General features: G+C 68.6%; 22 protein-coding genes. 15 read left to right on the plus strand and 7 right to left on the minus strand.

Features of this window, described 5'->3' with window-relative positions; all coding sequences use genetic code 11:
* The first annotated feature begins 80 nt into the window (after nucleotides 1–80).
* From AB0B82_RS18375 to AB0B82_RS18385, 3 genes are all read left to right on the plus strand, one after another.
* On the plus strand, nucleotides 81–530 hold the full coding sequence (locus tag AB0B82_RS18375; protein ID WP_360169293.1) for a MarR family transcriptional regulator: 450 nt from the start codon (nucleotides 81–83) through the stop codon (nucleotides 528–530).
* Nucleotides 527–1,855 (plus strand): MFS transporter, encoded by a 1,329-nt coding sequence (locus AB0B82_RS18380; RefSeq protein WP_360169296.1) that lies wholly within the window; start codon nucleotides 527–529, stop codon nucleotides 1,853–1,855. The genes AB0B82_RS18375 and AB0B82_RS18380 overlap by 4 nt, the downstream gene beginning before the upstream one ends.
* A gap of 78 nt (nucleotides 1,856–1,933) precedes the next feature.
* Complete coding sequence (locus AB0B82_RS18385) at nucleotides 1,934–3,337, plus strand: mycothione reductase (RefSeq protein WP_360169299.1); 1,404 nt, start codon at nucleotides 1,934–1,936, stop codon at nucleotides 3,335–3,337.
* Here AB0B82_RS18385 and AB0B82_RS18390 read toward each other — a convergent pair.
* Nucleotides 3,320–4,762 carry an LLM class flavin-dependent oxidoreductase gene (locus AB0B82_RS18390; protein WP_360169302.1) on the minus strand — a complete coding sequence of 481 codons (1,443 nt, stop codon included), beginning with the start codon at nucleotides 4,760–4,762 and terminating at the stop codon, nucleotides 3,320–3,322. The genes AB0B82_RS18385 and AB0B82_RS18390 overlap by 18 nt on opposite strands.
* A gap of 33 nt (nucleotides 4,763–4,795) precedes the next feature.
* Here AB0B82_RS18390 and thpR point away from each other — a divergent pair, with 33 nt between their 5' ends.
* From thpR to AB0B82_RS18420, 6 genes are read left to right on the plus strand one after another with little or no spacing between them, the layout of a single operon-like run.
* On the plus strand, nucleotides 4,796–5,359 hold the full coding sequence (gene thpR / locus AB0B82_RS18395) for an RNA 2',3'-cyclic phosphodiesterase (RefSeq protein WP_360169305.1): 564 nt from the start codon (nucleotides 4,796–4,798) through the stop codon (nucleotides 5,357–5,359).
* A 43-nt stretch (nucleotides 5,360–5,402) separates the two neighbouring features.
* Nucleotides 5,403–6,251: an iron uptake transporter permease EfeU gene (gene efeU / locus AB0B82_RS18400; RefSeq protein ID WP_360169308.1), complete on the plus strand. Its 849-nt coding sequence runs from the start codon at nucleotides 5,403–5,405 to the stop codon at nucleotides 6,249–6,251.
* A 26-nt stretch (nucleotides 6,252–6,277) separates the two neighbouring features.
* Nucleotides 6,278–7,417: an iron uptake system protein EfeO gene (gene efeO / locus AB0B82_RS18405; protein ID WP_360169311.1), complete on the plus strand. Its 1,140-nt coding sequence runs from the start codon at nucleotides 6,278–6,280 to the stop codon at nucleotides 7,415–7,417.
* Entirely contained in the window at nucleotides 7,414–8,703 is a 1,290-nt protein-coding gene (gene efeB / locus AB0B82_RS18410) for an iron uptake transporter deferrochelatase/peroxidase subunit (RefSeq protein WP_360169314.1), read from the plus strand. Before efeO ends, efeB begins: the two co-directional genes overlap by 4 nt.
* Before the next feature lie 25 nt (nucleotides 8,704–8,728).
* A complete protein-coding gene (locus tag AB0B82_RS18415; protein WP_360169317.1) occupies nucleotides 8,729–8,968 on the plus strand; it encodes a hypothetical protein in 240 nt (79 codons plus the stop codon).
* A complete protein-coding gene (locus AB0B82_RS18420; RefSeq protein ID WP_360169320.1) occupies nucleotides 8,944–9,660 on the plus strand; it encodes a hypothetical protein in 717 nt (238 codons plus the stop codon). Before AB0B82_RS18415 ends, AB0B82_RS18420 begins: the two co-directional genes overlap by 25 nt.
* A gap of 95 nt (nucleotides 9,661–9,755) precedes the next feature.
* Here the strand turns inward: AB0B82_RS18420 and AB0B82_RS18425 are convergent, their stop codons facing one another.
* The 4 genes from AB0B82_RS18425 to AB0B82_RS18440 form a co-directional block, all read right to left on the minus strand.
* A complete protein-coding gene (locus tag AB0B82_RS18425) occupies nucleotides 9,756–10,595 on the minus strand; it encodes a carbohydrate ABC transporter permease (RefSeq protein WP_360169323.1) in 840 nt (279 codons plus the stop codon).
* The gene (locus AB0B82_RS18430; RefSeq protein ID WP_360169326.1) at nucleotides 10,588–11,565 is read right to left on the minus strand and encodes a sugar ABC transporter permease; all 978 of its coding nucleotides are present in this window, start codon (nucleotides 11,563–11,565) and stop codon (nucleotides 10,588–10,590) included. The genes AB0B82_RS18425 and AB0B82_RS18430 overlap by 8 nt, the downstream gene beginning before the upstream one ends.
* A gap of 88 nt (nucleotides 11,566–11,653) precedes the next feature.
* Complete coding sequence (locus AB0B82_RS18435; RefSeq protein WP_360169329.1) at nucleotides 11,654–12,970, minus strand: sugar ABC transporter substrate-binding protein; 1,317 nt, start codon at nucleotides 12,968–12,970, stop codon at nucleotides 11,654–11,656.
* Between the two features lie 549 nt (nucleotides 12,971–13,519).
* Nucleotides 13,520–14,599, minus strand: a complete 1,080-nt coding sequence (locus AB0B82_RS18440) for a LacI family DNA-binding transcriptional regulator (RefSeq protein WP_360169332.1) — start codon at nucleotides 14,597–14,599, stop codon at nucleotides 13,520–13,522.
* 107 nt (nucleotides 14,600–14,706) lie between these two features.
* Between AB0B82_RS18440 and AB0B82_RS18445 the strand changes: the two genes are divergently transcribed.
* The 6 genes from AB0B82_RS18445 to AB0B82_RS18470 all read left to right on the plus strand — a co-directional run bounded on the left by AB0B82_RS18445 (nucleotide 14,707) and on the right by AB0B82_RS18470 (nucleotide 20,787).
* Nucleotides 14,707–16,335 carry an acyltransferase gene (locus AB0B82_RS18445; RefSeq protein WP_360169335.1) on the plus strand — a complete coding sequence of 543 codons (1,629 nt, stop codon included), beginning with the start codon at nucleotides 14,707–14,709 and terminating at the stop codon, nucleotides 16,333–16,335.
* 171 nt (nucleotides 16,336–16,506) lie between these two features.
* Nucleotides 16,507–17,583, plus strand: coding sequence for a hypothetical protein (locus tag AB0B82_RS18450; protein ID WP_360169338.1), 1,077 nt, complete (start codon nucleotides 16,507–16,509; stop codon nucleotides 17,581–17,583).
* A 152-nt stretch (nucleotides 17,584–17,735) separates the two neighbouring features.
* Nucleotides 17,736–18,101 (plus strand): hypothetical protein, encoded by a 366-nt coding sequence (locus tag AB0B82_RS18455; protein ID WP_360169341.1) that lies wholly within the window; start codon nucleotides 17,736–17,738, stop codon nucleotides 18,099–18,101.
* 117 nt (nucleotides 18,102–18,218) lie between these two features.
* Nucleotides 18,219–19,505: an SAM-dependent methyltransferase gene (locus AB0B82_RS18460; protein WP_360169344.1), complete on the plus strand. Its 1,287-nt coding sequence runs from the start codon at nucleotides 18,219–18,221 to the stop codon at nucleotides 19,503–19,505.
* 56 nt (nucleotides 19,506–19,561) lie between these two features.
* Nucleotides 19,562–20,605: a hypothetical protein gene (locus AB0B82_RS18465; RefSeq protein WP_360169347.1), complete on the plus strand. Its 1,044-nt coding sequence runs from the start codon at nucleotides 19,562–19,564 to the stop codon at nucleotides 20,603–20,605.
* A gap of 26 nt (nucleotides 20,606–20,631) precedes the next feature.
* On the plus strand, nucleotides 20,632–20,787 hold the full coding sequence (locus AB0B82_RS18470; RefSeq protein ID WP_360169349.1) for a hypothetical protein: 156 nt from the start codon (nucleotides 20,632–20,634) through the stop codon (nucleotides 20,785–20,787).
* A 135-nt stretch (nucleotides 20,788–20,922) separates the two neighbouring features.
* On the opposite strand, the gene serC is transcribed toward AB0B82_RS18470, so the two are convergent.
* Nucleotides 20,923–22,104 (minus strand): phosphoserine transaminase, encoded by a 1,182-nt coding sequence (gene serC, locus AB0B82_RS18475; protein WP_360169352.1) that lies wholly within the window; start codon nucleotides 22,102–22,104, stop codon nucleotides 20,923–20,925.
* 1,069 nt (nucleotides 22,105–23,173) lie between these two features.
* On the minus strand, nucleotides 23,174–24,025 hold the full coding sequence (locus AB0B82_RS18480) for a phytanoyl-CoA dioxygenase family protein (RefSeq protein ID WP_360169355.1): 852 nt from the start codon (nucleotides 24,023–24,025) through the stop codon (nucleotides 23,174–23,176).
* Nucleotides 24,026–24,144 lie beyond the last annotated feature (119 nt).

Here is a 24,144-nt window from a genome sequence, read left to right on the forward strand (position 1 = left end):
CGCGAACTCTAGCGGAGCGGGAATACCATCCGTAGCCAATGGGTTTTAGTTAGCAAAGGTAATGAGTTAAGCTAACGAACATGCCCGAAGTCGTAGCCCAGCAGGTGAAGAGTGACGTCGGGCTGGCGAGCGCGCTGCGGTCGTCCACGCTGCGGTTGTCCCGGCAGATCCGCCGGCAGCGCGAGCCCGGCCACGACCTCACCGCGAACCAGCTCAGCGTGCTCGGCGCGCTGGCCAAGCACGAGGCGATGACGATCGGCGAGCTCGCCGCCCACGAGCAGGTGAAGCCGCCGTCGATGACGCGGATCGTGACGAACATGGCGGAGGCGGGCCTGGTGGTCCGCCGGCCGCATCCGACCGACAAGCGCCAGATCATGGTCGAGCTGACCGCCAAGGCCGACGAGCTGATCCTCGCCAACCGGCGCCGCCGCGACGAGTGGCTGCAGACGAAACTGAAGCAATTGACCCCCGAGGAGCGCGACATCCTGCGCAAGGCAGCACCTGTTCTGGAACGGTTGGCGGCTCGATGAGCCCGACCTTCCGTGCCTTCAAAGTCCGTAACTTCCGTCTCTACGCCGCCGGCGCGATCGTCTCGAACGTCGGCACCTGGATGCAGCGCGTCGCCCAGGACTGGCTGGTCCTGGAGCTGACCCACTCCGGTGCCGCGCTCGGTATCGTCACCGGCCTCCAATTCCTTCCCGCCCTGCTGCTCGGGCCGTACGCCGGTGTGCTGGCCGACCGTTTCCCGAAGCGGCAGCTGCTGACGATGACCCAGATCGCCATGGGTAGCGTCGCGCTGCTCCTCGGCGGACTGACCGTGGCCGGGGTGGTCCAGCCCTGGCACGTCTACCTGCTCGCACTCGTTTTCGGCATCGGCACGGCGTTCGACGCCCCGGCCCGGCAGGCCTTCGTGGTCGAGATGGTCGGCAAGGACGAGCTCGCCAACGCCGTCGGACTGAACTCGGCGTCCTTCAACGCCGCGCGGCTGCTCGGCCCAGGCCTCGCCGGGGTGCTGATCAACTTCATCGGCACCGGTCCGGTGATCATGATCAACGGCATCACCTATGTGGCGGTGATCGTGTCGCTGCGGATGATGCGCGTCTCCGAGCTGCACACGCCGAAGCCGGCCACCCGTGAGAAGGGCATGATCCGCGACGGCATGCGCTACCTGTGGCGCCGGCCCGACCTGATGATGGTGCTGGTCGCGGTGTTCTTCGCCGGGACCTTCGGGCTGAACTTCCAGATGACGTCGGCGCTGATGGCGACCGAGGCGTTCCACAAGGGCGCGGGGGAGTACGGCATCCTCGGCTCGATCCTCGCGATCGGGTCGCTGTCCGGTGCGCTGCTCGCGGCCCGCCGGGTGCGGATCCGGGCGCGGCTGGTGATCGGCGCGGCGATCGCGTTCGGCATCGCCGAGGTGATCAGCGCGCTGATGCCGTCGTACCTGACGTTCGCGCTGGTACTGCCGATCGTCGGCCTGACGTCGCTGACCATGCTGACGTCGGCGAACGCGACCATGCAGCTGAGCATCGAGCCGACCATGCGCGGCCGGGTGATGGCGCTGTACATGACCGTGCTGATGGGTGGGACGCCGATCGGTGGCCCGTTCATCGGCTGGATCGGCGAGGTGCTGGGTGCCCGCTGGTCGCTGATCGTCGGCGGCGGGCTGACCGTGCTCGGCGCGGTCGGCTCGGTGCTGTACTTCTCCCGCCGGCGCGGCCTCGCGATCCGCCCGCGGCTGCTCCCGCGCCCGCACCTCGAGGTGCTGCCGCAGACCGAGCTGCTCGGCGAGAAGGCGGTCCTCGAGGCCGCTGAAGCACCCAACCGCACCTCCAGGTATGCAGAACCCGCCTGACGACGGCCGACACGCCGTCCGAAAGGGACTTCTGCCTACCTGGAGCTCCGCGTTTGCCCGTCAGCGTCACAATGGGGTGTGACTCATTACGACCTCGTGGTCATCGGGACCGGCTCCGGTAACACCATCGTCAACCGGCGGTTCGCCGACTGGAAGGTGGCGCTGGTCGAGCGCGGCACGTTCGGCGGTACCTGCCTGAACGTCGGCTGTATCCCGACCAAGATGTTCGTGCACGCGGCCGACGTCGCGGCGACACCGTCGGTGAGCGCGCGGTACGGCGTCGACGAGGAACTGATCGGCGTCCGCTGGACCGACGTGCGGGACCGGATCTTCGGCCGGATCGACCCGATCGCGGTCGGCGGCTCCGAGTACCGGCACCACGACCCGGACAACGCCAACGTCACCGTGTACGACGGGACCGGGCGGTTCACCGGCCGGAAGGAACTGACGGTCGACAACAAGGACGGGTCGACGAGCGTGTTCAGCGCGGACCGGTTCGTGCTCGCGACCGGCAGCCGGCCGATCGTGCCGCCGATCCCCGGCCTCGAGGAGACCGGGTTCCACACCTCGAACACGATCATGCGGCTCGAGCAGCTGCCGCGCCGGCTGGCGATCATCGGCAGCGGTTTCGTGGCGGCCGAGTTCGCGCACGTGTTCGCGTCGTTCGGGGTCGAGGTGACGGTCGTGGCCAGGTCGAGCACCTTGCTGCGCACCGAGGACGCCGAGATCGCCGCGCGCTACACCGAGATCGCGCAGGACAAGTACGACGTTCGGCTCAACCACGAAACGATCCGCGTCGCCCGCCGCGACGACGGGTCGATCGCGCTCACGATGCTGCACCCGGCCGGCGCCGACGAGCTCGTGGTCGACGAACTGCTGGTCGCCGTCGGCCGCGAACCGAACTCGGACCTGCTGAACCTGGACGCGACCGGCGTCGAGGTGGACCACGAGGGCCGCGTGGTCGTGGACGCGTACCAGCAGACCACCGTCGACGGGATCTATGCGCTCGGCGACGTGACGAACCCGCACCAGCTCAAGCACGTGGCGAACCACGAGGCCCGCGTGGTCAAGCACAACCTGCTGAACCCGGACGACCGGATCGAGGCGGACCACCGGTTCGTCCCGCACGCGGTGTTCAGCGCGCCGCAGATCGCCTCGGTCGGTCTCACCGAGGAGCAGGCGAAGGAGCGCGGGATCTCCTACGTCTCGGCCGTTCAGCGGTACGCCGACATCGCGTACGGCTGGGCGATGGAGGACACCACCGGTTTCGCCAAGGTGCTCGCCGATCGTGACACCGGCCAGATCATCGGCTGCCACATCATCGGCCCGCAGGCGCCGACCGTGATCCAGCCGGTGGTCCAGGCGATGAGCTTCGGCCTGGATGCGTACTCGATGGCCCGCGACCAGTACTGGATCCACCCGGCGATGCCCGAGCTGATCGAGAACGCCTTGCTCAAGCTGGAGCTACGGCCGAAAGGCTGAGATCACGTCGGCCGCCGCATCGAGCGTGCCGAGGTCGGGCAGGCTGATCATCACCTCGGCCACGCCGGCCTCGGACAGTTCGCGGAACCGGCCGATCTGATCGTCGACGGTGCCCGCGTTCACGGCCGCGGCGTACTTCGCCGGGTTGACGTTCCGCGGTCGCAACCGCTGGACGAGCTCGTCGAGTTGGCGGGCGTCCTTGCCGATCAGGGTCGTCGACAGATGCGTCAGCTCGATCGGCCGGTCTCCGAGCTGGGCGGTGGCCTTGCGGACCGCGACGACATCACCGAAGACGTTTACCGCGTCGGCGTACCGCCCGGCCAGTCGCAGCGTCCGCGGTCCACTCCCGCCGACAAGGAGCGGCAGGCGGTCCTGCAACGGCCTTGGATAACAGGTGGTGTCCGGTACGTCGAGGACCTTGCCCCGGAACGGTTTGTTACCCGGACCCCACAAAATCGGCAGCAACCGCAAGGCATCCTCGAGCAGGGCGTACCGCTCGCCGACCGGTGGGAACGTCCAGCCGTACGCCTTGTGCTCCGCCTCGAACCATGCGAGCCCGACACCACAGACAGCGCGCCCGCCGCTGAGTACGTCGAGTGTCGCCGCGATCTTTCCGAGATGCGCCACGTTGCGGTAGGTGATGCCCGAGACCAACGTGCCCAGCCGGACCCGGGAGGTGCAGGCCGCGAGATACCCGAGCGTCGTCCAGCTCTCCAGGAAGTCGTCCCACGCGCGGCCCACCTGCGGGATCTGGCGGAAGTGGTCCATCACGTAGATGGCGTCGAACCCCGCGGCCTCGGCGCGCTGCGCCACCTCGCGCACCCAGGCGGCGAGACCGGCGCGGCCACCGGGATAGCTGCTGACCTGCAGTCCGAACCGCAACCCCACCGGCGCTTCGGATTGCCGGGTCTGCGCCGCGGCCGATTCGACGAAGACGTCCGGTACGACGCGTGCGGCGGTCGGCTGCAGGACATCGTCGTACCCCTCGTCCGGAAGCTTCTTCTGCACCGACGTCCAGATCCGGAGTTGGTTGGTCAGAGCGTCCGCGGGGATGCGTTTGGGGCGTTCACGGTTCCGGCGCCGGCATTCGTCCGCGGGCGTGTCGAAGGCCACCGCGACACACGCCATCCCCGCCTCGCGCGCCAGCCCGAGCCACCGCATCCGCCTGTCCCGGTCCAGTCCGAGCGTGTCGATCACCGTCGTCAGTCGCCGCCCGATGCGTTGCCGTACGACCTCTTCCAGCAGCGCGAACGCATCCGAACTGGCGGTGATGTCGTCCTCCCCGGCACCCACCAACGCCCGCAACCGATCACTCGACACGATCAGCTCGGGCGCGAACTGCGCGGCCGCCCAGGTCGACTTTCCGGACGCACCGGGGCCGACGAGCACAACCACACAAGGTGACGGCAGCTTGAGTTCGGCCACAAAAGCAGTTTCCACCACCGTTAGGCTTTTCGGATGCGATTGTTCGTGGCCGTCGTGCCACCTCTCGAAGTAGTGGAGGATCTGAGCGAGTTCGTCGAGCCGCGCCGGGAGCATCCGGACGACGTCATCCGGTGGGCCCGGGACGAGCACTGGCACATCACGCTGGCGTTCCTCGGCGACGTACCGGACTGGAAGACCGAGGAGCTCGAGGAGCGGCTGGAGCGGGCCGCCAAACGGCAGAAGCCGTTCGAGTTGCAGCTCGACGGAGCGGGCGCGTTCCCCGGAGTACCGGACGCCCGGGTGCTGTACGTCGGGGTGCGCGATGAGACCGAATCGCTCCGGCACCTCTCGATGACCACCCGTGCCGCCGCGAACCGCGCCGGCGTCACAGTCGAGGGCCGGAAGTTCACCCCGCACGTGACAGTCGCGCGCCTGCGCCGACCGGTCGATGTCACCCGCTGGGTGCGCATCTTCGACGGCTACCGGAGCCCTACGTGGCGGGCCGGAAGCGTGCAGTTGATCGAGTCCCGATTGGGCGCGGGCCCGGGCAACAGTTCGGCGTACATCACAGTAGGCGAATGGGATTTCTTAGGTTAACCTCAGCAAGGTTAGCCGTACCTAAGCCGAGAGAGTCCCCGCCATGCTCGCGAACTACCTGATCGGACTCCGTGAAGGGCTCGAGGCGTCGCTGGTGATCAGCATCCTCGCCACCTTCCTGGTCAAATCCGGCCATCGCGATCGGCTCAAACTGGTCTGGATCGGTGTCGGCGCGGCGCTCGCCGTGGCCGTCGCCGCCTGGGGCCTGCTCCAGTTCGTCACCGCGCTGACCGCGAGGTCGTTCACCGCCCAGGAGACCATCGGCGGCGTGATGTCGATCCTCGCGGTCGGCTTCGTCACCTGGATGATCTTCTGGATGCGCAAGGCGTCGCGGAGCATCGCCAGGGAGCTGCGCGAGCGGATGGGGCAGGCCCTCGAGATGGGCTCCCGTGCCGTGGTGATCCTGGCCTTCCTCGCGGTCTTCCGGGAGAGCATCGAGACCGCGTTCATCGTGTACGCGTCGGCCGCCACCGCGACCACCGCCGGGCCGTTCGTCGGCGTCCTGCTCGGGCTCGCGTCGGCAGTGCTGCTCGGTTTCGCGATCTACAAGGGTGCGGTCCGGATCAACCTGGCGGTCTTCTTCAAGTGGACCGGCGCCGTGCTGATCCTGGTCGCGGCCGGCATCTTCGCCTACGGCTTCCACGACCTGCAGGAGGCGAACATCCTGCCCGGCCTGAACACACTGGCCTTCGACATCTCCCACGCGATCCCGCCGGACAGCTGGTACGGCGTCCTGCTGAAGGGCATCTTCAACTTCAACCCGGCGCCGACCGTGGTGGAGGCGACCGCGTGGCTCGTCTATCTGGTGCCGGTGCTGGTGCTCTACTTCCTGCCGGTCAAGAGCTCCCCGCCACCCGCCGTCTCGGCGACGACCGCGCACAAAGCGGCCTGAAATCCCACCTGTCCTCCAGGAGAACCATGTCCAGCTCATCGGCCCGCGGGGCCTTCATCATCGGTGTCGTCCTCGGTCTCGCCGCGCTGACCGCGTGCGCGGAGGAAGAGCCCGCGGCCAAGGACGACGGCACCGGCCCGGTGGCGGTCAAGGCGTCGGACTCTTCGTGCGAGCTGAGCCGGCGTGAGGTGAAGTCCGGTACCAGCACGTTCACGGTGACCAACGGCGGCAGCAAGGTCACCGAGTTCTACGTGTACGCCGAGGGCGACCGGGTGATGGGCGAGGTCGAGAACATCGGACCGGGCCTGAAGCGGGACCTGATCGTCGAGCTGCCGACCGGCAAGTACCAGGCGGTCTGCAAGCCCGGCATGGTCGGCGACGGTATCCGCGGCGACCTGACCGTCTCCGGCGACGCGCCCGCGCAGGTCGACACCGACGCCGTACTGAAGCAGGCGACCCAGAGCTACCAGCGGTACGTGAACTCGCAGGCGGGCGCGCTGGAGGAGAAGACCACGGAGTTCGTCGCCGCGGTGAAGGCCGGTGACGTCGCGAAGGCGAAGGCGCTGTTCCCGGTGTCGCGGACCTACTGGGAGCGGATCGAGCCGGTCGCGGAGTCGTTCGGCGACCTCGACCCGAAGATCGACGCCCGGGTCAACGACGTGGAGCCGGGCACCGAGTGGACCGGGTACCACCGGATCGAGCAGGCCCTGTGGGTGGCCAACTCCACCAAGGGGATGGAGAAGTACGCCGACCAACTGCTGACCGATGTGAAGACAGTGGTCGCGAAGGCGAAGACCGTTCAACTCACTCCGCTGCAGCTCGCGAACGGCGCCAAGGAACTGCTCGACGAGGTGGCCACCGGCAAGGTCACCGGCGAAGAGGACCGCTACTCGCACACCGACCTGTGGGACTTCCAGGCCAACGTCGAAGGATCGCAGGCGGCGATCCAGGCGCTCCGACCGGCCCTGCAGAAGCGCGACGCCGCACTCGTGACCCAGCTCGACACCCAGTTCAAGGCCGTCTTCGCGTCGCTCGACAAGTACCGCGAGGGGGACGGGTTCAAGCCGTACACCGCCTCCGAGCCGGAGAAGAAGGCGCTCGGCGCGGTGGTCGACGGGCTGGCCGAGCCGGTCAGCAAGGTCGCCGGAGTGATCGCGCAGAAATGACCGACGAAGCCAAGGTCCCCGCGGACGGCACCGCTCGACCTGAGCGGCGCGGCATCTCGCGCCGCGGGTTGTTCGGGGCGGCGGGTGCAGCGGTCGCCACCGGAGTCGCCGGGTACGCCGCGCACTCGGCGCTGGCCGGTGCGGAGTCGCACGCCACGGACACCACCGGTCCGGTCGAGTTCCACGGCGCGCACCAGGCCGGCATCACCACGCCGGTCCAGGACCGCCTGCACTTCGCCGCGTTCGACGTCACCACGACCAAGCGCGACGAACTGATTGGCCTGCTGAAGGAGTGGACCGCCGCGGCGGCGCTCCTCACCGCCGGCCGCGACATCGGTCAGTACGGCGCGGTCAACGGACCGAGCGAGGCGCCACCGGAGGACACCGGCGAGGCGGTCGGCCTGCCCCCGGCGCGGCTCACGATCACGGTCGGCTTCGGGCCGTCGCTGTTCGACAAGCGCTTCGGGCTGGCCGCGAAACGTCCGGCGGCGCTGGTCGACCTCCCGCATTTCATCGGCGACGACATCGACCCGGCGCGGTCCGGCGGCGACATCGCGGTCCAGGCGTGTTCGGACGATCCCCAGGTCGCCGTGCATGCGATCCGCAACCTGGCGCGGATCGGTTTCGGGCGCGCCGCCGTACGGTATTCGCAGCTCGGCTTCGGCCGGACGTCGTCGACGTCGCGAGCGCAGGCGACCCCGCGCAACCTGTTCGGGTTCAAGGACGGCACGAACAACCTGAAGCTCGAGGATGCCGCCAAGCTCGAGCAGCAGTTGTGGGTGCAGCTCGAGGACGGTCCGGACTGGATGGTCGGCGGTGCGTACCTGGTGTCGCGCCGGATCCGGATGAACATCGAGATCTGGGACCGGACATCGCTCGGCGAGCAGGAGGCGATCATCGGCCGCGGCAAGGGCACCGGGGCGCCGCTCGGCAAGGCCGACGAGTTCGACGCGATCGACTTCGCCGCGAAGAACGCCGACGGTGAACCGAGGGTGCCGATGGACGCGCACGTCCGGCTCGCGCATCCGCAGTTCAACGACGGCGCCGAGCTGCTGCGTCGCGGCTACAACTTCGTGGACGGCTCCGACGGCCTCGGCCGCCTGGACGCCGGGCTGTTCTTCCTCGCCTACCAGCGCGACCCGCGCAAGCAGTTCATCCCGATCCAGAACCGGCTGGCGAAGAACGACACGCTGAACGAGTACATCCACCACGTGGGCTCCGGCATCTTCGCCTGCCCGGCCGGCGTGGCCCCGGGGTCGTACTGGGGCGAGAAACTGTTCTCCTGAGCCGGTCGCTCATTAGATTGTGGCGGTGAGCAACCATCAGGGCGGCTACCAGGGTCAGCCGCCGTACGGAGGACAGTCTCCGCAGCAGCCCCCGCAGCAGCCCTCGCCGCAGCCGCCGTACGGGCAGCAGCCTTCGCAGCAGTACCAGCAGCCGGGGCAGCAGTTCGGCCAGCACTACGGACAGCAGCAGTACGGCGGTTACCCCCGCCCCCGCCTCCGCCGCGGAAGGCGGGGCCGATCGTGGTGGCGATCGTCGGCGCACTGATGCTGATCGGTGCCGGTGTCTTCGTGGTCACCCGGTTCACTGGTGGCTCGGACGATGCCGCCGACGGTTCGGCCAAGCCGGTCGCGCCCTCGACGAGGGCGACCGAGCGCCCGGTGCAGGAGGCTCCGACGGAGCAGCCGAGTATCGGGGGCAGCCCCACCGCTGGTGAGAGCCCCAGTGCGAGTGGCACTCCGAGCGCGCTGGCCGCGCCGTGTAACGGGTGCCTCCCGGGCGTCACGGTCAACTCGCTCGTCACGGCCTTCAGATCCAAGGGTTACGTCTGCAAGCTGGACCGCCGTTGGGAGTGCAACAAGGGCACCGTCGACGTCTACATCAGCCCGCATTACTCGAAGCCGAAGTACGCCGAGTACGTCGACGTGAGCGGCAGCGGCAGCGCCCGTGTTCAGAGCTGCCCGCAGTGCCCCAAGGCTGCCGGCGCATCGCTGAAGCAGGGCCTGCCCGCAGCGCTGGCGTCCTTCGTCAAGGACGCGTCCGTGCGGCAGCAGATCGTGACGTTCGCGATGCAGGGAGCCGGTATCCCCACCTCCGGACCGAGTTCGACCCGGGACACCAAGATCGGCGGCTACCGCCTCTCGACCCAGGGCTACAGCGGCGCAACCGTCGGCAAGAACGGGAAGTACGTCACCTTCTACTCGACTTCGATCACCATCCGCGGCGTCGCCGAGTACTGAGCGACCGCAGCGCCGCACCTCGACGATCGCCCCCGTGGAACGGTCGCCACGCTCAGGCGGCCGTTCCACGGAACGCTGATGAGTGCTGGATCTGCCTACTTGACCGCGCCGGCGGTGACCCCGGCGACGAAGTGCCGCTGGGCCAGCAGGAAGCCGATGACGACCGGGATGCTGACGACCAGGGCTGCGGCCATGATCTGGTTCCAGTAGATGTTGGTCTGGGTGGAGTACTGCCGCAGACCGACCGACAGCGTGCGGTTCGCCTCGGTCGTCATCACCGACGCGAACAGGACCTCGCCCCAGGCGGTCATGAACGAGTAGATCGCCACCGCGATCACACCCGGCCGGGCCGCCGGCAGCACCACCCGCCACAGCGCACCCATCGGGCCGCAGCCGTCCACCAGCGCGGCCTCGTCCAGTTCGCGCGGGATGCTGTCGAAGTACCCGGCCAGCATCCAGATCGAGAACGGCAGGCTGAACGTCAGGTACGTGATGATCAATCCGAGCCGCGTCCCGACCAGCTGAATCCCGAACTCGTTGTTGATGTTCACGAAGATCAGGAACAGCGGCAGCAGGAACAGCACGCCCGGGAACATCTGGGTCGACAGCACGGTCGTGGTGAACACCGTCCGCCCGCGGAACGTGAACCGCGACACCGCGAACGCAGCCAGAATCGCGATCGCCACCGAGAACAGCGTGGCTGCGACCGACACGATCGTCGAGTTCACGAAGTACCGCGCCAGCGGCACCGTCTTCCACATGTCGATGAACGGGTCGATGGTGAGGTTCGACGGCCACCAGGTGAACGCACCCTGCACGTCCGACAGCGGCTTCAGCGACGAGGTCGCCATCACGTACAGCGGTACCAGGACGAACAGTCCCAGCACGAGCAGTACGACGCCGCGGTAGATCTTGAATCCTCTGGTCTCACGCACGACGCGACCTCCTTCCGGTGAGCAGCAGGTAGGCGCCGGTGACGATCATCAGGAAGATCAGCAGCAGCACGGACATCGCCGCGCCGGTGCCGAAGTTCCAGGTCAGGAACGACGCGTTGTAGATGTGGAACGTGATCAGGTCACCGGCCGGCGGCTGCGCCGTACCGAACAGGACGTACGGCGTGTTGAAGTCGCTGAACGTCCACAGGAACAGCACCAGGACCAGCACCAGGTTGACCGGCCGCAGCGACGGCAGCGTGATGTTGCGCCACTGCCGGAGGTTGCCGGCGCCGTCCACCGACGCCGCCTCGTAGAGGTCGCGCGGAATGCTCTGCATGCCGGCCATCAGGGTCAGGAACGCGAACGTCCACAGCTTCCAGCCGGCCACCATGATCAGTGAGATCAGCGCGTTGCCGCCGATCAGCCAGAACGTCCGGCCGTCACTCAGGTGCAGCTGCTCGAGGACGTGGTTCACCGCGCCGGTGTCGCGCTGGAGCATGAAGTTCCAGGTCAGGATCCCGGCGTACGCCGGGAGCGCGTACGGCACCAGGAACAGCGTCCGGACCAGGCCGCGGCCGCGGAACTCGGGCTGCAACGCCACCGCGGCGGCCATCCCGAGGACCCAGGAGAACGCCACCGTGGTCAGCGAGAACACCACCGTCACGCCGAAGGACTTCAGCAGCCCCTGGCCGACGGCGTTGTTGAAGTCCAGCGCGACCTTGTAGTTGCCGAACCCGGCGCTGGGCGCGGCGGACCAGTTCGCGATGAAGAACTTGGTCAGTTTGACGAAGCTCATCCAGATCCCGACCAGCATCGGGATGATGTGAATGAACAGCTCCAGCAGCACGGCGGGGGCGAGCAGCGCGTACGGCAGCCAACGGTTCAGGCCGGGGCGGTGCTCGAGCCGGTTCGGCTTCTTCCTCGGCTTGGCGGCCGGTGCCGGAGCGGCGGTTTCTGTGGCGACGGACATCCGGGTTGGTCGCCTCCTGTCTGTTCGGATCGGTGCTGTTGACGCGGGCAGTGGCCCGGACGACGGCGTCCGGGCCACTGGGAGTGCGTCAGCTGCTGGCCGCCACCTGGTCCTCGGCGGTCTTCAGGGCCGCCTTCACCTCGTCGGCGGACACCGTGCCGCCGGTGGCGATCTTGGCGAACATCGCGTTCATCGCCTTGCCGACGGTGCTCTCGAACTGGTCCTCGGCCGGCACCAGCGGCAGCGGCTTGGACTTGGTGTTGTAGACGTCCTGGAAGGTCGCCGCCTCGGTCGCGTCGTCGGTGAACACCGGCTTCGCGTCCTTCAGCACCGGCAGCGACGCGAACGGCTTGCCCAGCGTGGTCTGGGTCTGCGCGTCGGTCATGTACTTGACGAACCTCAGCGCCGCGTCCTTGTTCTTGGTGTTCTTGAAGATCGACAGGTTGATCCCGGCCACGTGGCTGGCCACCTGCTCGCCACCGGCCGGAGCCGGGAACGGGACGACGCCGTACTCGCCGGCCTTCATGCCGTTGGCAACGATCGAGGAGTCCGCGTTGTTCTGGTTGATGACCATCGCGACCTTCTTGGTGGCGAAGTCGTTCACCGACTTGGTGCCGTTGTCGTACTGCGCGTTCGACGGGTTCGCGACCTTGTCCTTCTGCATCAGGTCGAGGTACCGCAGCACGCCCTGGACGTTGCCGTCACCGGTGAAGGTCGGCTTGCCCTCGGCGTTGAACCAGTCGGCCTTGTTCTGCGCGGCGTTGATGAACGCGAAGTGCACGTTCTCGGTGTAGCTGCCGGCCGCGAGCGCCATCCCCCACTGGTTCTTCGCCGGGTTGGTCAGCTTCTTGGCCGCGGCGACCATCTCTTCCCAGGTCTTCGGCGGCTGCAGGCCGGCCGCGGCGAACATCGCCTTGTTGTAGTACAGGCCGTAGGCCAGGCCGTACAGCGGAACCGAGGTCGGGTCGGTGCCCTCCTTGCCGCCGGTCGCCAGGGCCGTCGGCACGAACTTGTCCTTCCCGCCGATCGCGTTCATCGCGTCGCCGTCGAACGGCAGGAACGCGTCGGTGGCCTGCAGCGAGGCCGCCCAGGTGTTGCCGATGTTGACGACGTCGGGCGCCTGGCCCGAGGTGATCGCGGTCTGGATCCGGGTCTGCAGGTCGTTCCAGCCGATCACCTCGAGGTTGACCTTGATGCCGGTCTCCTGGGTGAACTTCTGCAGGACCGGGGTCAGCACCTCCTTGTCGTTGTCCAGGCTGGTGCCCTGGTTGCTGGCCCAGTAGGTCAGCGTCTGGTCACCACCGCTGCCGCCGGAGGAGTCATCCCCGTCGCCGCCACCACAGGCGGCGAGGCTGATTCCCATGGCGGTCGCCGCAACCGCGGCTACAAGCGAACGCAGTCTCACGTCGGACTCCCTCGTCCCTCTCGAAGCCCCCGCGGACCTGCGGGGGCGGATTCGGCCCCATACTGGCCTAACCGGTTAAGTTCTGGAACCCTAACCGGTTCAGTTCAGGGTTCTTCGTTACGACCTCGTGACCCACCAACCTCCACCCGCGGCAGCGGTAAGCGCAATCCAACACCCTGCGCGATCGCCCGATTTCACACAGTCTTCAAACTGCCCGAATCAGGTCACCCGCTCCGCCGTACGGCGCCTTCCGCGGCGATCGGCAACCGTCACACGCCGTACTGCGCCGATCGGGCAACCGTCGCACCCCGTGCTGCGCCGATCGGGCAACCGTCGCACCCCGTGCTGCGCCGATCGGGCAACCGACGCACCCCGTACTGCGCCGGTCGGGCTGCACCCGCCGCCGGTTCGCGAACCCTCCAGTTCGACGGGCAACCCCTCAACTGGAGGGTTGCCCATTCAAAATTTCAGGGGGCAACCCTCCACTTGAGTGGGCAACCTGGCGCGTGCAGGGCCGGGCGCGGCCCGGCCGGGCACGCAGAGTGGTGGTCAGGCGGGGGCGGGGCCGGAGGATTCGCGGTGCCGGAGTTCGCCGGCCGGGGCTTCCTCGTGCAGCGTGGTCTCGCTGGTGATGGTGCGCAGCAGCAGGTCGGCGGCGGCGCGGCCGCGTTCCATCGTCTTCTGGTCGACCGCAGTGATCCCGGGCCGCGCGAGTTCGCACAGCGGCGAGTCGTCCCACGCCACGATCGACACCTCGCCCGGTACCGCCGTACCGAGGTCCATCGCGACTCGCAGTGCGGCGACCGCCATCAGGTCGTTGCCGAGCACGATCGCGGTCGGCGGATTCGGCCCGGTCAGCAGTTGGCGGGTGAGTTCGGCGCCGTCGTCGTACCGGTAGCTGCCTTCGATGTGGCGCACCGTGATGCCGTGCGCCTTCGCCTGGTCGAGCAGCGTCTGTACCCGGAGCCGCTCGTGGATGAACGTGAACGGGCCGCTGATGTGCGCGATGTTCTCGTGCCCGAGTTCGACCAGGTGGTCGAGGACCAGCGTGACGGTCTCCTCGGGCGAGCTGATCAGCCGGCCGACCGTGTCGTCGGGCGCGTTCGAGCTGACCACCACGCACGGTACGCCGAGTTCGTTCAGCAACCGGATGCGCGGATCGTGGTCGAGCTCGTCGAACAGGATGAATCCGTCGACGCGACCCTGCCGCGACCAACGGCGCAGTACGTCGAGATCCTCGCCGTGCTCGCCGGTGAGCCGGAGCAGCAGCGACGAGTCGACCTCGTTCAGGTACTGCTCGATGCCGACCAGCGTGCGCATGTAGAACGCTTCGGTCGAGATCAGCGTGGGTTCGCGGGCGATCACGATCCCGATCGTGCGGGTGCGGCTCGCGGACAGCGCGACCGCGGCAGAGTTCGGGTGGAACCCGAGCTCCTCGGCCAGGTCGAGCACCCGCTGCCGGGTCTCCTCGCTGACACCGGCGCGGCCGTTGAGGGCGTACGAGACCGACGCCTTCGAGATGTGCAACCGGCGCGCCAGGTCGCTGATCGTGACCCGCTGACCGCGACGCGTGCCGCCGGCCGGGCCGTCGCCGGCCTCGCCGTCCGTCACGGATCCGTTCGTCGTCATCGCCCGGCCGCCCCTCGCGCAGACGGAAAAGTGTTCATGTCAGACGGGAGGTTAGCAGCGGCTTTTCGCCCCTAGCGGTCTCAGCGGGTTTTGGATAGCGTTTTCCCATGCTGCCGAACGAGCCGTTGCGCCTCGATTTCCTGCCCTGGGAGTACGCCCGAAAGGCTACCGACGCCGAGCGCGAACGGCAGGCCGAACGGCAGGCGCGGCTCGGTGGGGCGGTCGACCTCGCGGACGACGTGTACGTCGCCGAGTCGGCTGCGGTGTACTGCGACGAGCTGCGGATGGGGGAGCGTTCGTACATCGCGGCGCACGCGTACGTCACCGGCCGGATCGTGCTCGGATCGGACTCCACGATCAACCCGTTCGCAGCGGTCCGCGGCGTGGTGACGATCGGGGACGGCGTGCGGATCGGCGCCCACACCTCGCTGCTCGCGTTCAACCACGGCACCGCTCCCGGCGAGCCGATCTTCAAGCAGCCGCACACCGCGCTCGGGATCACCATCGGTGACGACGTCTGGATCGGCTCGAACGTGACGATCCTGGACGGCGTTACGGTCGGCCCGCACACGATCATCGGCGCCGGCGCGGTCGTCACCAAGGACATCCCGGCCAACACCGTCGCGGCCGGCAACCCCGCCCGAATCCTCCGCTCGCGGACAGGAGCCTCCATGTCAGGTGATCTACCGGCCCAGCTGCACGCGTTCGCCGCCAAGGCACGCGCGCAGGTCGACGACGTGATCGCGCGCTGCTGGGACGGCAGCCGCTTCGTCGACCGCCCCGGGATCGACCGCGAACCGGAGATCCGGCCGTGGTGCGACGCGGTCGAGATCGCGGACCTGCTGGTTCGGCGGACGCCGGCCGGTCACACCCGCGACGACCTGGTTCGGCGACTCCGCGCGCGCCAGGATCCGGCGACCGGACTGGTATCACCAGGAGACCTGTCCGATGACGGTCTGGGCAAGCCGTCGGATGCCGAACTCGCTGTGCTGCAAGGCCCCGCGAGCTATCACGTGCTGTGCGTCGGGTATGCCTTGCAGGTGCTCGGGTCCGGTTTCGAGCACCCGATCACAACCGACTTCAGCTTCGACCAGCTCGACGAACTGCCCTGGGAGCGGAGGGCCTGGTCGGCGGGTTCGGGGATCGACGCACTCGGTACGGCGCTGGCGCTCAACGTCCGCGATCACAAGGAATCCGGTGGTCTCGAGGCGCTGATGGGATGGCTGCTGACGCACGTCGATCCGTCGACCGGGGCCTGGGGTGCACCACATCCCGACGACGGTCTGTTGCAGGTCGTCAACGGGTTCTATCGGCTCACGCGCGGTACGTACGCGCAGTTCGGCCTGCCGCTGCCGTACCCGGAGCAGGCCGTCGCCACGGTACTTGCGCACAGCAACGATCGGCGAATGTTCACCGGTGACAACTACAATGCGTGCAACGTCCTCGACGTGATCCACCCGCTCTGGCTGGCCCGGAAGCAGACGAAGTACGGCGAGCAGGAGGGCCGCGCCTGGGCCGAGGCGCAGCTACGCGCGATCCTGACGCGCTGGGTCGACGGGGAGGGGTTCGCGTTCGCGCCCGACGGCACCGACGACCGGGCGATCCCGGGCCTGCAAGGCACCGAGATGTGGCTGGCGATCATCTGGCTGCTGTCGGACTACCTGGGTCTGTCGGACGCGCTCGGTTACCGTCCGCGCGGGGTGCACCGACCGGAGCCGCTGGTCAACCTCCACTGAGGCCGTCTCGTCCGCAGGCGGCGACCCTGTGGCGCGTGGCTCGGTGGGCGCCGCCTACCCTGACGGTGTGGATCCGCGCACGCGCCGGTTGGTGACCTCGCTCGTACTGGCCGCCCTGGTCGTCATTGTCGTCGTGGCGGCTCTGCTGCGCTGACAGTAACCTGTGGCCCCATGAGCACCCCCGCCACCGGTGAGCGTTCGTCGTACCTGCTGCGGGCCGGGCTGGTCCGCAACGTGCGATCGGGGGAACACCTGACCACTTTCGTCGTGTCCGGGGTGGCGACGGTGCTGGTGACCCGGCTGTTCCTCAGCCTGAGCGGGTACCCGCAGATCGGTGGCAAGGGGCTGCACATCGCCCACGTGTTGCCCGGCGGCCTGCTGATGCTGATCGCCATCTCACTGCTGCTCGGGTACGTCGGCCCGGTGGTACGACCCGCGGCCGCGACGATCGGCGGGATCGGGTTCGGGCTGTTCATCGACGAGGTGGGGAAGTTCGTCACCTCGGACAACAACTACTTCTACAAGCCGACGGCCGCGATCGTGTACGTCGTGTTCGTGCTGATCGTCCTCGGCTTCCGTTTCCTGACCACGCGGCGGCCGATCGACCCACGCGAGGAGCTGGCGAACGTCGTCGACCACGCCGTCGAAGGCGTCGCGGGCGGCCTGTCCAGGGCGCGCCGGTCCGAGGCGGAGGAGTTGCTGAGCGTCGTACCGCCGCAGATCGAGGGACGCCGGCAGGCCTCCGCCCTGCTGGCCGCCTGCCGCCCGGACGAGGTCGAGCTGCCGGCTCCGGTGCAGTCCGGCTGGCAAGCGTCGCAGCGCTGGTTCGAGCGGCTGGCGACGCATCCGAAAGCTCCGTCGGTCCTGGTCGCTGCGCTGGCGGCGCAGTTCGTCGTGTCGCTGGTGATCGCCGCCGTGCTGGGCGACGGCCTGGACCGGCTTCCAGTGCTCGGGGTGGCGGTGGGGAGTTTGCTGTCGGCAACGTTCACCGTCCGCGGCTGGCTGGCCCTGCGGGCTCGCAACCGAGCGCGCGCGGTCCGCCTGTTCGAACTGGCCGTCCTGGTGTCGCTCCTGATGACCCAGGTGTTCCAATTCGCCGCCACCCAGTTCGCCGCCGCCGGCGGCATGCTCCTGGACCTGGTCATGCTCGGATTGTTGCGAGCCGAACGCGACCGGATGCGCCGCACCCTCAACCCCAACCCGAAGACCCTCCGCCTGCCACCCAACCCTGACCAGCCCCCGGCCTAGCTCCTGCCCACCGGCCCGCGCCATCGCACCCACCGCGACGCTGGGACGGGCGGACGTTTGTCCACAGGTGGGAATTGGTGCGTCGAGCACGGCTGTCATCGCGGCATCTTCTCTGTCGACCACGCATCCCCCGAGAACGGAGACGACCAGCGATGATGCGCGTGATGCTCGAGGACGCCGACTACTGCGACGTGCCGGCCGACCTGATGACGTTCGACGACGGCGCGGTGGTGTTCTGGCGCGACGGCGAGGAGGTCGGCCGCCACCGTCAGGCCCGGATCCGCTCGCTCGAGCCGCTCAACCCCCGCTCGATGACCCGCCGGATCGAGCGTGCCCGCAAGACCCACCCGAATGCCTTCCGCCCCTGGAGCCCCGAGGACGAGCAGACCCTGATCGAGATGTTCACCAAAGGCGCCACCAAGGACAAACTCGTCGCTGCGCTCGGCCGTCAGGAGGGCGGTATCGCCACCCGGCTGCGCGCTCTCGGGCTGCTCGAGGACGACCAGCGGTTCCAATAGCCCACCCAGCGCCAGGGCGAGGTCGAGGAGGGTTGATCGCGGTGAGTTCGGGAGTTCCGACGGTGAGCGGGCGAGACACTTTTGTGATCGACCCGAGTGGTCGGGGACAATGGCGCGGTGCAGCCAGACGTGCGGTCGGACGAGCCGGCGCGACCGGAGGAGTCCGGAGCGCTGGGGGTGATCCGCGCCACGTTGCTCGACCGGAGCGGTCTGGTGCGGGCCCTGGCGTCGGGTCGGCGGCGTGGATCGCAGCCGCCGTCGTACCTGCGGCTCGAGGCACGGTACGTCGACCTCAAGGGGCACCGGCACTTCCAGATCACCGAGTTCGACGAGCGGCAGGCCCACACCCGGAACGTGCCCGCGGCGGAGCTGGAGAAGGCCGTCGACGAGCTGCTCGACCAGCCGTACGGGTCGTGGCACGTCGAGACGACCAGCGAGACGCTGCGCCTGCGGTACACAAAGAAGGGCAAGGAGCTGCTGCACCGGCAGGAGGATCACCGCGAGCAGCAGACCACTCACGACCGGGTGAAGCGCCGCGTGCTCGACCCGGCCGCGCCGTTCCTGATCGAGCTCGGGATCAGCGACCACCAGGGGCGGGTGAAGCCGTCCCGGCAGGCGAAGTACAAGCAGATCGAGGAGTTCTGCAAGCTGCTCGCCCCGGCGCTCGACGAGGCGGTGTCGGCCGGCCGGATCGCGACCGACCGGCCGTTGCAGGTGGTCGACCTCGGCTGCGGCAACGCCTACCTGACGCTGGCGGCGTACCACCTGCTGACCGCAGCCGGTCACGACGTGCGGATGACCGGCGTCGACCACAACCCGGCGGCCCGCAAGCGGAACACGGGGGTGGTCGAGGCCCTCGGCTGGCAGGACCACCTGCGTTTCCTGGACGCGACGATCCAGGGCGCGGAGCTGGACGTCGAGCCGGACGTAGTGCTGGCGCTGCACGCCTGCGACACCGCGACCGACGACGCGCTCGCGCGAGCGGTCGAGTGGGAGGCCGCGCTGGTGCTGGCAGCTCCGTGTTGCCATCACGACATCCAAAAGCAGCTCAAGAGCGTCACACCACCGGCGCCTTATGCGCTGATGACCAGATATGGCATCGTTCGTGAGCGGTTCGCCGACGTCCTGACGGACTCCCTGCGGGCGGCGGTGTTGCGACAGGTCGGATACCGAGTGGAGGTCGTGCAGTTCGTGGACAGTCAGCACACGCCGCGCAATCTCCTGCTCCGCGCCGCCCGGACCGGCGCGAAGCCGACGGCCGATCTTCAGGCCGAGTACGAGGCGCTGATCACCGAATGGCAGGTCAGGCCCCGCCTGGCCGACCTCGTCCTGCCGGCCGACCGGCCGCCTGCCGAGGGCAGGCGAGACCCACGGGCCGAGTCGGGTGCCGGGGTGGTGTCGTGAGGCAACTCCGGACAGCGATCGCTCTGCTCGGGGCGACGCTTTGCACCCTCGCGGGTGTGGCACTTCCCACAACGACCGCCTCGGCCAGTTCCGCTGCGGGCCCGTCCGCGCCGGGGCCGAAGAAACTCTTCACGATCCGCGACGACCGGATCGACGAGTCGTCCGGACTCGCGAAGAGCGTCAAGCACCCAGGTATCTACTGGACCGTGAACGACTCCGGCGACACCGGCCGGGTGTTCGCGGTGGACTCCAGCACCGGGCGGGTGAAGGCCACTGTGCGGTTCGGCGCGAAGGTCACCGACGTCGAGGCCCTGGGCGTCGACCGGGAGGGCACGCTCTACATCGCGGACATCGGCGACAACAAGGAGTCCCGGGACCAGATCGAGATCTTCACGATCCCGGAGCCGGACGAGCTCACCGACGAGGCGAACGTCAAGTACCACCGGTACGACTTCACCTACCCGGACGGCGCGCACGACGCCGAGACCCTGCTGATCGAGCCGGGTTCCAACCAGCTGTACATCGTGACCAAGGCGATCAAGGGCACCGGAGCGATCTACGCCGCACCGGCCAGCCCGTCCTACGAAGGCACGAACGACCTCACCAAGCTCGCCCCGGCACCCTCCGGGGTGATCACCGACGGCACCTTCCTGCCCGATGGTCAACGCGTCGTCCTGCGCACGTACGCCGACATCATCACCGTCGCCTGGGGCGAAACCCCGAACGCTATCGCTCGCGGCGCCGCCCCACTCGGCCAAGGCGAGACCGTCGCGGTCGGTCCCACCGACGGGACCGTCCTGGTCGGCAGCGAGGGCACGAACGCGGCCGTGTACCAGCTCAAGGTCCCGGCCAAAGCGGCGGCCTCCAAGCCGCCCGCGACGACGGCTAGCCCCAAGCCCGGCACGGCCCCCGCCAGCGCCGACTCGGACGCCGGCAAGAGCCACAACCTCCGCTGGATCATCGTCGGCGCCGCCGTCTTCGCCCTGATCGTCACGATCATCACGTTCCCACCCGGCCGCCGCGAGCGCTTGGACCGCGAAGCCGAAAACGCCCGCCTCACCGGCCAATCACCCGCCACCTCCCGCCGCCAACCCTCCTGACCCACCCGCACGCCTAGCATCACGGTATGCCTCTGCTCGTGGAGCCGGCATTGCCCGAGGGAACGCTGCGAGGCATGCCGCAGCCGCAGGTGGCCGTCGAAGGCGGGTTGTTGTTGCGGCCGTGGGCCGCGGGCCGTGCGGTCGCGTGCGGTGCCCGGTCTGGACGGAGCGCCGATGTGTGACCTCCGCACGACCGGCTACTCCCGCGTGACGTGCGCCCCCTGTTGGGTGCGCCCGGGTGCGTGGATGGAGAAGGAACAGCCGCCGGCCCGTGGGGGACGGCGGCTGTCTTGGTGGGTGTCTGCTGGTGCAGGGAATTACTTGAGGTTTTCGACGACGTAGTCGATGGACTGGGTGAGCTTCTCGACGTCGGCGGGGTCGACCGCGGGGAACATGGCGACGCGCAGCTGGTTGCGACCGAGCTTGCGGTACGGCTCGGTGTCGACGATGCCGTTGGCGCGGAGCGTCTTGGCGACCGCGGTGGCGTCGATCGAGTCGTCGAGGTCGATGGTGCCGACGACGAGCGAGCGGGCGTCGGGGTCGGTGACGTACGGCGTGGCGTAGTCGGACTTCTCGGCCCACGTGTACAGGCGGTTGCTGGAGTCCGTCGTACGGCCGACGCTCCACTCGAGACCGCCCTGGCCGTTGATCCAGTCGATCTGCTCCGCCATCAGGAAGAGGGTGGCGAGCGCCGGGGTGTTGTACGTCTGGTTCTTGCTGGAGTTGTCGACCGCGGTCGCGAGATCCAGGAACGCGGGGATCCAGCGGCCCGACGCCGAGATCTCCTCGACGCGCGCGAGAGCGGCCGGGCTCATCAGTGCGACCCAGAGACCGCCGTCGGAGGCGAACCCCTTCTGCGGTGCGAAGTAGTAGACGTCGGCCTCGTTCAGATCGACCGGGAGACCAACCGCGCCTGAGGTGGCGTCGATCGCGACCAGGGCGCCGTCGTCTGCGCCTGCGACCCGCTTGACCGGAGCCATCACGCCGGTCGAGGTCTCGTTGTGCGGCCACGCGTACAGGTCGACGCCGGCTTCCGCAACGGCGACCGGGCGGCTGCCGGGCTCGGCCTTCACGATCGACGGGTCGGCCAGGTGCGGCGCCTGCTGAGCGGCCTTCGCGAACTTCGAGGAGAACTCACCGAAGCTCAGGTGCTGGCTCTTCTCCCGGATCAGCCCGAACGTCGCCACGTCCCAGAACGCGGTAGAGCCGCCGTTGCCGAGGACGACCTGGTACCCGTCGGGCAGCTGGAAGAGCTCGGCGATCCCTTCCTGGACGCGCTTGACCAGGTTCTTCACCGGGGCCTGGCGGTGGGAGGTGCCGAGCAGCTTTGCGCCCTCGGTCGCCAGCGCGGCGACGGCTTCCGGGCGCACCTTCGACGGACCGGACCCGAACCGGCCGTCGGCGGGCTTGAGCTCTGCAGGAATCTGAATTTCGCTGGTCACCAGCGTTCCCTTCGTCGTCTGCAATCCGAATGCCGACGACGCTGTCAGCGCCCCCATCTTCGCACACCCCACCCACCCCACCACCCCCGGTCCACCTCCCAACTCCCACATCCCGCAATCGGCGAGCCGAGCTCCCGGGGGCGTGAACAGGTCGTGGTGGGCTCACGCAGGCTATTACCTGTTCAAGCCCTCGGTTCCCTGGCCGAGCCCCCGGCACTTGCCCGCCGGGCCGCCGCGCCCGACCGGCCGCACCTGCGGCGTCTTTGTGCACGAGATCCGTACGCCGAACGCCACGCAGTACGGATCTGGTGCACAAAGTCGCGCCTGGGGCGCGGTACGGGCGCGAGCCGGATGGCGCTGGCCTGGCGCGCGTGTGGTGGTGCTGGGGTGACGCGCGTGTGGTGGTGCTGGGGTGACGCGCGCGGGGTGGTGCTGGGGTGACGCGGTGCCGGGTGTCGGCCGTTGGACGGGTGTGTACGGGCGTGTACGGGGGTGTTGTCGGGGGTGTTGTCGGGGGTGTGGACAGGTCGTGGTGGGTGTACGCGGGTTATTACCTGTTCAAGCCCCCGGTTTCCTGGTCGAGCTCCCGACAACGCGCCACTGGTTGCCGTGCTCGGCCGGGCGTGTGCCTGGGGTGACTTTGTGCATGGGATCCGTACGTCGAGCGGCGCGCGGTACGGATCTGGTGCACAAAGTCGCGCCTGGGGGCGGTGTGCTGGCGTGCGCGGGGTAGTGCTGGGGTGGCGCGGCGCCGGGTGTCGGCCGTTGGTCGGCCAGGCGTCGGCCGTTGGTCGGGCGTGTACGGGCGTGTTGTCGGGGGTGTGGACAGGTCGTGGTGGGTTTACGTGGGTTATTGCCTGTTCAAGCCCCCGGTTCCCCGGCCGAGCCCCGGACAAGGCGCCGCCGGGTGCCGTGCCCGGCCGCCCGCGTACCCGGGTTTCCCGGCCGAGCCCCCGACAACGCGCCGCCGGGTGCCGTGCCCGGCGGCCCGCGTACCCGGGTTTCCCGGCCGAGCCCCGACAACGCGCCTCCGGGTGCCGTGCCGGCGCGCGTACCCGGGGTTTCTTGGTCGCGCCCCCGACATCGCGCTACCGGGTCCCCGTTCAAGCGCCCGTACGGCAGGACCCTATTCGTGTTTGCGGTGGGTGGATTCGGTGCCGGTGAGGAGGGCGACGGGGCCTTCGGGGGTGTCGGTCCACTCGCCGCAGGCGCCGCCACCTTCGGCGACCTCCAGGGGGAGTTCGGTGCCGTCCATGCGGAGGGCGGGGTGGTAGTACTGCGCCACGCGTTCGGCTTCGCCTTGGATGTAGTGGCCGATGAGGGCGCGGCGGAAGCGGTCCGTGGTGGTGTTGGGGTTGGAGCCGTGGACCAGTGCGCCGTGGAAGAACAGCACGTCACCCGGCTCCATCTCGACCGGTACGGCGCCCGCGGTCGACGGCAGCGGGACGGTGACGTCGGTGAAGCTGACCGTGGTGTCGGCCTTCTCGGTGCACAGGATCGGCCAGCGGTGCGAGCCTGGGACGACCTCGAGGCAGCCGTTCGCCTGGTCGACGCGGTCGAGCGCCATCCAGGCAGCGATGCAGGTGCCCGGTTCGGCCTTCAGATAGAAGTTGTCCTGGTGCAGCGCCTGCCCGCGGGAACCCGGCGGCTTGAAGTAGAGCATCGTCTGGACGGCGTACGGCGACCTGCCGAGGAGCGAGGTCATCACCTCGTCGAGACGCGGATCGATCATCCACTGCAGGGACTCGTCGTCCCAGCGGTGCATCTGCGCCATCCGCGGGTACCGCTTGAGCGGGTCGCGGTCGGTGACGGTGTTGCCGGCGAAATCGTGTGCACGCGGTCCGCGGCGCCGGAGGTCCATGTAGTGGTCGCGCAGGTGCTCAGCCTCGGCGATCGAGAACAGGCCGCGCACCAGCGTGTACCCGGTCTCGTCGAACTCGGTCCGGTGCATCGGGGCAACATTGTAGGAAACGCTCATGCACGACTCCCGCGAATCAGTCCGTAGAATGCCGACGCTCTCAATTCTCCAGCCGAGGTGCTATCCGCAGCCACGGACGATCAACGCGAGGAGTTGCACTTTTGGCGCACCGATCGCAC

It is taken from the genome of Kribbella sp. NPDC048915, assembly GCF_040649595.1.
Lineage (GTDB): Bacteria > Actinomycetota > Actinomycetes > Propionibacteriales > Kribbellaceae > Kribbella.